This is a genomic window from Bacteroides sp. RTP31139st1_H2_RTP31139_211217, assembly GCF_040227615.1.
GTDB classification, from domain to species: domain Bacteria; phylum Bacteroidota; class Bacteroidia; order Bacteroidales; family Bacteroidaceae; genus Bacteroides; species Bacteroides uniformis.
In genome coordinates, this window is record NZ_JBCNZM010000131.1 from 1,168 (window position 1) to 7,121 (window position 5,954).

The 5,954-nt window shown below is 44.0% G+C and carries 6 protein-coding genes; all 6 read left to right on the plus strand.

The annotated features are described in order from the left end of the window. The first annotated feature begins 103 nt into the window (after positions 1 to 103). Positions 104 to 973 (plus strand): DUF58 domain-containing protein, encoded by an 870-nt coding sequence (locus ABUA47_RS17930; protein WP_005827747.1) that lies wholly within the window; start codon positions 104 to 106, stop codon positions 971 to 973. 7 nt (positions 974 to 980) lie between these two features. Continuing rightward, on the plus strand, positions 981 to 2,060 hold the full coding sequence (locus ABUA47_RS17935; protein ID WP_035448568.1) for a hypothetical protein: 1,080 nt from the start codon (positions 981 to 983) through the stop codon (positions 2,058 to 2,060). A gap of 95 nt (positions 2,061 to 2,155) precedes the next feature. Continuing rightward, positions 2,156 to 3,139, plus strand: coding sequence for a vWA domain-containing protein (locus ABUA47_RS17940; protein WP_009038373.1), 984 nt, complete (start codon positions 2,156 to 2,158; stop codon positions 3,137 to 3,139). A gap of 79 nt (positions 3,140 to 3,218) precedes the next feature. After that, positions 3,219 to 4,247 carry a VWA domain-containing protein gene (locus ABUA47_RS17945; RefSeq protein WP_005827751.1) on the plus strand — a complete coding sequence of 343 codons (1,029 nt, stop codon included), beginning with the start codon at positions 3,219 to 3,221 and terminating at the stop codon, positions 4,245 to 4,247. Continuing rightward, positions 4,244 to 4,954, plus strand: a complete 711-nt coding sequence (locus ABUA47_RS17950) for a tetratricopeptide repeat protein (RefSeq protein ID WP_008664501.1) — start codon at positions 4,244 to 4,246, stop codon at positions 4,952 to 4,954. The genes ABUA47_RS17945 and ABUA47_RS17950 overlap by 4 nt, the downstream gene beginning before the upstream one ends. Positions 4,955 to 4,975: 21 nt before the next feature. Continuing rightward, a partial coding sequence (locus tag ABUA47_RS17955; protein WP_349831848.1) for a BatD family protein occupies positions 4,976 to 5,954 on the plus strand: 979 nt, incomplete at its 3' end.

Here is a 5,954-nt window from a genome sequence, read left to right on the forward strand (position 1 = left end):
CCTTAGGGTTGAGTACCGAAAACCTCACCCCTTTTCATAGGGAAGTTTCTGTTATAAACTAAATTGCGCTTGTGTGCTTAAATGAGATTATTAAAATAAATCAATGGAAACAACAGAACTTTTGAAGAAAGTCCGTCAGATTGAGATAAAGACGCGCGGATTGTCCAACAATATCTTTGCCGGGCAGTATCACTCTGCCTTCAAGGGTAGAGGTATGGCATTCTCCGAGGTGCGCGAGTATCAGTTTGGCGATGACATACGCGACATTGACTGGAATGTGACCGCCCGCTTCAACAAGCCTTACGTCAAGGTGTTTGAGGAGGAGCGCGAATTGACAGTGATGTTGTTGGTAGATGTTTCCGGTAGTTTGGAGTTCGGTACGGTAAAGCAGATGAAGAAGGATATGGTGACGGAAATTGCCGCTACACTGGCATTCTCTGCCATTCAGAATAATGACAAGATTGGTGTCATCTTCTTTTCGGACCGGATTGAGAAGTTTATTCCGCCCAAGAAGGGACGTAAGCATATACTTTACATCATCCGCGAACTGATAGATTTTCATGCGGAAAGCCGGAGGACGAACATCCGTTTGGGATTGGAATATCTGACGAATGTGATGAAACGCCGTTGCACGGCATTTGTCTTGTCCGACTTCATCGACCAGGAAAGTTTCAAGAACGCCATGACCATTGCCAATCGTAAGCATGACCTGGTTGCCGTTCAGGTGTACGACCGTCGTGTGGAAGAATTGCCACCCGTGGGACTGATGAAGATTAGGGATGCCGAGACGGGACATGAGCAGTGGATTGACACCTCCTCGCGTGCCGTGCGCCGTGCCCATCATGATTGGTGGGTGAACAAGCAGGCGGAATTGAATGAAACGTTTACCAAGAGTAATGTCGACAATGTGTCGGTACGTACCGACCAGGATTATGTCAAGGCATTGATGAATTTGTTTGCGAAACGAAATTAATCGGAAAATGAAAAGATATTTATTTCTGATAGCGTTATTGATAGCATGGTCGGGAAGGGTAGTAGCCCAGTCGGTAACGGTAGATGCTACGATTGACTCTTTGCAGATTCTTATTGGAGAGCAGGCAAAGATAAAGCTTCAAGTATCTCTGGATGCCGATAAGCGTGCCATATTCCCGGTATATACCGATACGCTGGTGAATGGGGTTGAAATTATTGATGTGGCCAAGCTGGATACGCAACTGCTGAATGATGGCCGGCGTGCATTGATAACTCAAGAGTATACAGTTACCTCTTTCGACTCGGCTCTTTATTATCTGCCGCCTATGGAAGTGACAGTGGATAATGAGAAGTATCGCTCCAAAGCGTTGGCCTTGAAAGTATATTCGGTGAATGTCCCGTTAGACCCGGAGAATCCGGAACAGTTCTTCGGTCCCAAAACAGTGATGCAAGCGCCTTTTGCCTGGGAAGACTGGTATGGTCTTATGGCTTGTGGTGCGCTGATTATCCCGATAGGGATATTACTTGTCTATCTGATAATGCGCTTCTTCGACAATAAGCCTATTATCCGTAAGGTGAAGGTAGAACCTAAGCTGCCTCCCCATCAGTTGGCTATGCAGGAGATAGAACGTATCAAGAATGAGAAGGTATGGCAGAAAGGGGAGCCGAAGGAATATTATACGGAATTGACTGATGCTCTTCGTACATATATAAAAGACCGCTTTGGTTTCAATGCTTTGGAAATGACTTCTACGGAAATCATAGATAAGTTGCTGGAAATGAAAGATAAGGAAGCAATATCGGATTTGCGTGAATTGTTCCAGACTGCTGATTTGGTGAAATTTGCCAAGCATAATCCATTGATGAACGAAAATGACGCTAACCTGATTAATGCCATTGACTTTATTAATGAAACCAAGGAGAAAGAAGAGGAGAATGCCAAGCCGCAGCCTACTGAGATTACCATTATCGAGAAACGTTCTTTGCGTACCAAGATTTTGCTGGGAGCGGGTATTGTGGTGTTGGCTGTAGCTCTTGCCTGTTCATTGATATATATCGGATTGGAGTTGTATAATTATTTTGCTTAATGCTGGAAAAGTGACTTCAATCGGATATACATGAGTGAAAAATGAAGGATGTTTGGAGCGAAGCTGAATTGTAAATCGTTAAATCGTACATAAATATGGTTTTTGCCAATATTGAATATTTATTTTTGCTGCTGTTGCTTATACCTTATATAGTATGGTATATTATGAAGCGGACGAATAGTGAAGCTACGCTTCAGATTTCGGATGCCCGTGTGTATGCCCATACCCCTAAAAGCTATAAGAACTATTTGTTGCATGTACCGTTTGTATTGCGGATAATTGCCTTGATACTGATTATTCTTGTTTTGGCACGTCCGCAAACCACCGATAGCTGGCAGAACAGTGAGATTGAGGGTATTGATATCATGCTTGCTATGGACGTTTCTACCAGTATGCTGGCCGAAGACCTGAAACCTAACCGGTTGGAAGCGGCGAAGGATGTGGCGGCAGAGTTTATTAACGGACGTCCGAATGACAATATAGGTATAACTTTGTTTGCTGGAGAAAGCTTTACGCAATGTCCGTTGACAGTAGACCATGCCGTATTGTTGAACTTGCTTAAAGATATGAAGTGCGGGCTGATTGAAGACGGAACGGCAATCGGTATGGGTATTGCCAATGCCGTTACCCGTTTGAAGGATAGCAAGGCAAAGTCGAAAGTCATTATTCTGCTGACGGACGGTGTCAATAATAAAGGTGATATTTCTCCTTTGACGGCTGCTGAAATAGCCAAGAGTTTTGGCATTCGCGTTTATACTATTGGGGTAGGAACCAATGGTATGGCTCCTTATCCTTATCCGGTAGGCGGAACAGTGCAATATGTCAATATGCCCGTCGAAATTGATGAAAAGACTTTGACACAGATTGCCGGAACAACGGAAGGTAACTATTTCCGTGCCACCAGCAACTCGAAGTTGAAGGAAGTGTACGAGGAGATAGACAAGCTGGAGAAAACAAAATTGAATGTAAAAGAATACAGCAAGCGCCAGGAAGAGTACCGCTGGTTTGCGTTGGCTGCTTTCTTGTGCGTATTACTGGAGGTACTGTTACGCAACTCTATATTGAAGAAGATACCGTAAAAAGGAGAATGTCTTTTAGTGTATCAGTCATTGCGTAGCCAAATTGTAAATTGTAAATTGCTAAATTGTAAATAAAAAGATGTTTCGATTTGAAGAACCTGCATATTTGTACTTGTTGCTGCTGCTGCCTTTATTGGCGGCCTTCTACTTGTACTCCAATTATCGGAGGAGGAAAGCCATTCGTAAATTTGGTGACCCTATACTGATGGCACAGCTAATGCCGGATGTTTCCAAATATCGTCCGGATGTGAAGTTTTGGTTGGTTTTTGCGGCTATCGGGTTGTTCACGGTACTGCTGGCACGTCCGCAGTTTGGTTCCAAACTGGAGACGGTAAAACGCCAGGGAGTGGAAGTGATGATTGCGTTGGATATATCCAATTCCATGCTGGCACAAGACGTACAGCCAAGCCGCTTGCAGAAGGCAAAACGGCTGGTGGCGCAGTTGGTAGATAAGATGCAGAATGACAAGGTCGGTATGATTGTTTTTGCAGGTGACGCTTTTACCCAGTTGCCTATTACGAGTGATTATATTTCTGCCAAGATGTTTTTGGAGTCCATCGATCCTTCGCTGATTTCCAAGCAAGGTACGGCAATTGGAGCTGCAATAAATCTGGCTGCCCGGAGTTTTACACCTCAAGAAGGAGTGGGACGTACTGTTATTGTCATCACCGACGGTGAAAACCATGAAGGTGGTGCCGTAGAAGCTGCTAAGGCTGCTGCAGAGAAAGGTATCCAGGTCAATGTATTAGGGGTAGGTATGCCTGAGGGTGCTCCCATTCCAATAGAGGGTACTAATGATTATCGTCGTGACCGTGAAGGTAATGTAATCGTTACTCGCTTGAATGAGCAGATGTGTCAGGAAATTGCTCAGGCAGGAAATGGTATTTATGTGCGCGTAGACAATACCAACGGTGCACAGAAAGCGATTAGTCAGGAAATCAACAAGATGGCAAAGGCAGATGTGGAAACACAGGTGTACACGGAATTCAATGAACAGTTTCAGGCAGTGGCATGGATTATTCTGCTGTTGTTACTGGCTGAGATGTTGATATTGGAGCGCAAGAATCCTCTGTTCCGCAACATTCATTTATTCTCTAATAAGAAATGATGCGTATGTTACAGAAAAAATATATTGGAATAGTTTTGCTGCTGTTAGTGGCAGTTTCAGCTTCTGCACAGAAGGCGGAACGCGATTATATCCGTAAGGGAAACCGTTTTTTTAAGGATAGCGTATATGTGGATGCAGAAGTGAACTATCGGAAGGCTTTGGAGGTAAACCCGAAGTCAACGGTTTCCATGTTCAACCTGGGAAATACATTGACCCAGCAGAACAAGCTGCAGGAAGCGATGGAGCAATATGTGGGAGCTACCAAGATAGAAAAAGACAAATCGAACTTAGCACAGATTTATCATAATATGGGAGTCATCTTTCATTCTCAGAAGGATTATGCAAAAGCGGTAGAAGCCTATAAGGAGTCGTTACGCAATAATCCGAAAGATGATGAAACGCGCTATAACCTTGCTTTGGCACAGAAACAGTTGCAAGACCAGCAGCAGAACCAGGATCAGAATCAAGATCAGGATAAACAGGACCAACAGAAGGAGCAGGATAAACAGCAGGATCAGCAGAAAGACCAGCAACAGAATCAAGACCAGCAACAACAACCTTCTCAGCCGGAAAAGAAAGATAATGAGATGTCTAAGGAAAATGCCGAGCAGCTATTGAACTCTGTCATGCAAGACGAGAAGGATGTGCAGGATAAAGTGAAAAAGCAGCAGGTACTTCAAGGAGGTCGTCTGGAAAAAGATTGGTAACAAACATAATAGGAATAATATATGAGAAAAATAGTTTTCTTATGGATAGCACTGATTGCAGTCAGTATGAATGCCTTTGCCGATGGCAAGGTATCGTTTACTGCGTCCGCTCCTGACGCTGTGGCGGTAGGAGACCAGTTCAGACTGTCGTATACGGTGACTACACAAAAGGTAAGGGATTTTCGTGCTCCTTCTATGAAGGGATTTGATGTGTTGATGGGGCCCAGCCGCTCGCAACAGAGTAGCGTGCAGATGATTAATGGGCAGACGACTTCAACCAGCAGTATTACATTCACTTATATTTTAATGGCGACTGCAGAAGGTGATTTTACTATTCCAGGAGCCACTATCACTGCTGATGGTAACCAAATGGTTTCGAATTCTGTACAAGTAAGGGTTCTTCCGGCAGATCAGGCTGCTAATGGAGCTTCTGGAAATGGTGGCAAACAGAGTGAGGGCACTGCCAGCCGCGCTTCTTCCGGGACATCTGTATCGAATAGTGATTTGTTTATTACAGCTACTGCCAGTAAGATGACGGTGTATGAACAAGAGGCTTTTCTGCTGACATACAAGATATATACCTTGGTGGACTTACGTATGTTTGATAATGTGAAATTACCTGACTTCAAAGGATTCCATTCTCAGGAAGTAGAATTGCCTAATGACAGAAGATGGGGATTGGAGCATTATAAAGGTAGAAATTATCAGTCTACAATCTATCGTCAGTTTGTGTTGTTCCCGCAACAAGCCGGTAAGCTGACAATTGATGCAGCACGCTTTGATGCTTCCATTGCAAAGGCTACACAAGTTGCTGATCCGTTCGAGGCATTTTTCAATGGAGGAAGCAATTACGTAGAAGTTAAAAAGACAATTTTGACTCCGCAACTGACAATTGACGTAAAGCCCTTGCCGGCAGGTAAGCCAGCCGATTTTTCGGGAGGAGTGGGAGAGTTCAATATAACTTCTTCTATCAATAGTACAAATGTCAAGACCAATGATG

Excerpts from the sequence above, each read along its gene's own strand:
- ABUA47_RS17930 (WP_005827747.1), top strand. The coding sequence starts at position 104 with ATGGAAACAACAGAACTTTTGAAGAAAGTCCGTCAGATTGAGATAAAG.
- ABUA47_RS17935 (WP_035448568.1), top strand. The coding sequence starts at position 981 with ATGAAAAGATATTTATTTCTGATAGCGTTATTGATAGCATGGTCGGGA.
- ABUA47_RS17940 (WP_009038373.1), top strand. The coding sequence starts at position 2,156 with ATGGTTTTTGCCAATATTGAATATTTATTTTTGCTGCTGTTGCTTATA.
- ABUA47_RS17945 (WP_005827751.1), top strand. The coding sequence starts at position 3,219 with ATGTTTCGATTTGAAGAACCTGCATATTTGTACTTGTTGCTGCTGCTG.
- ABUA47_RS17950 (WP_008664501.1), top strand. The coding sequence starts at position 4,244 with ATGATGCGTATGTTACAGAAAAAATATATTGGAATAGTTTTGCTGCTG.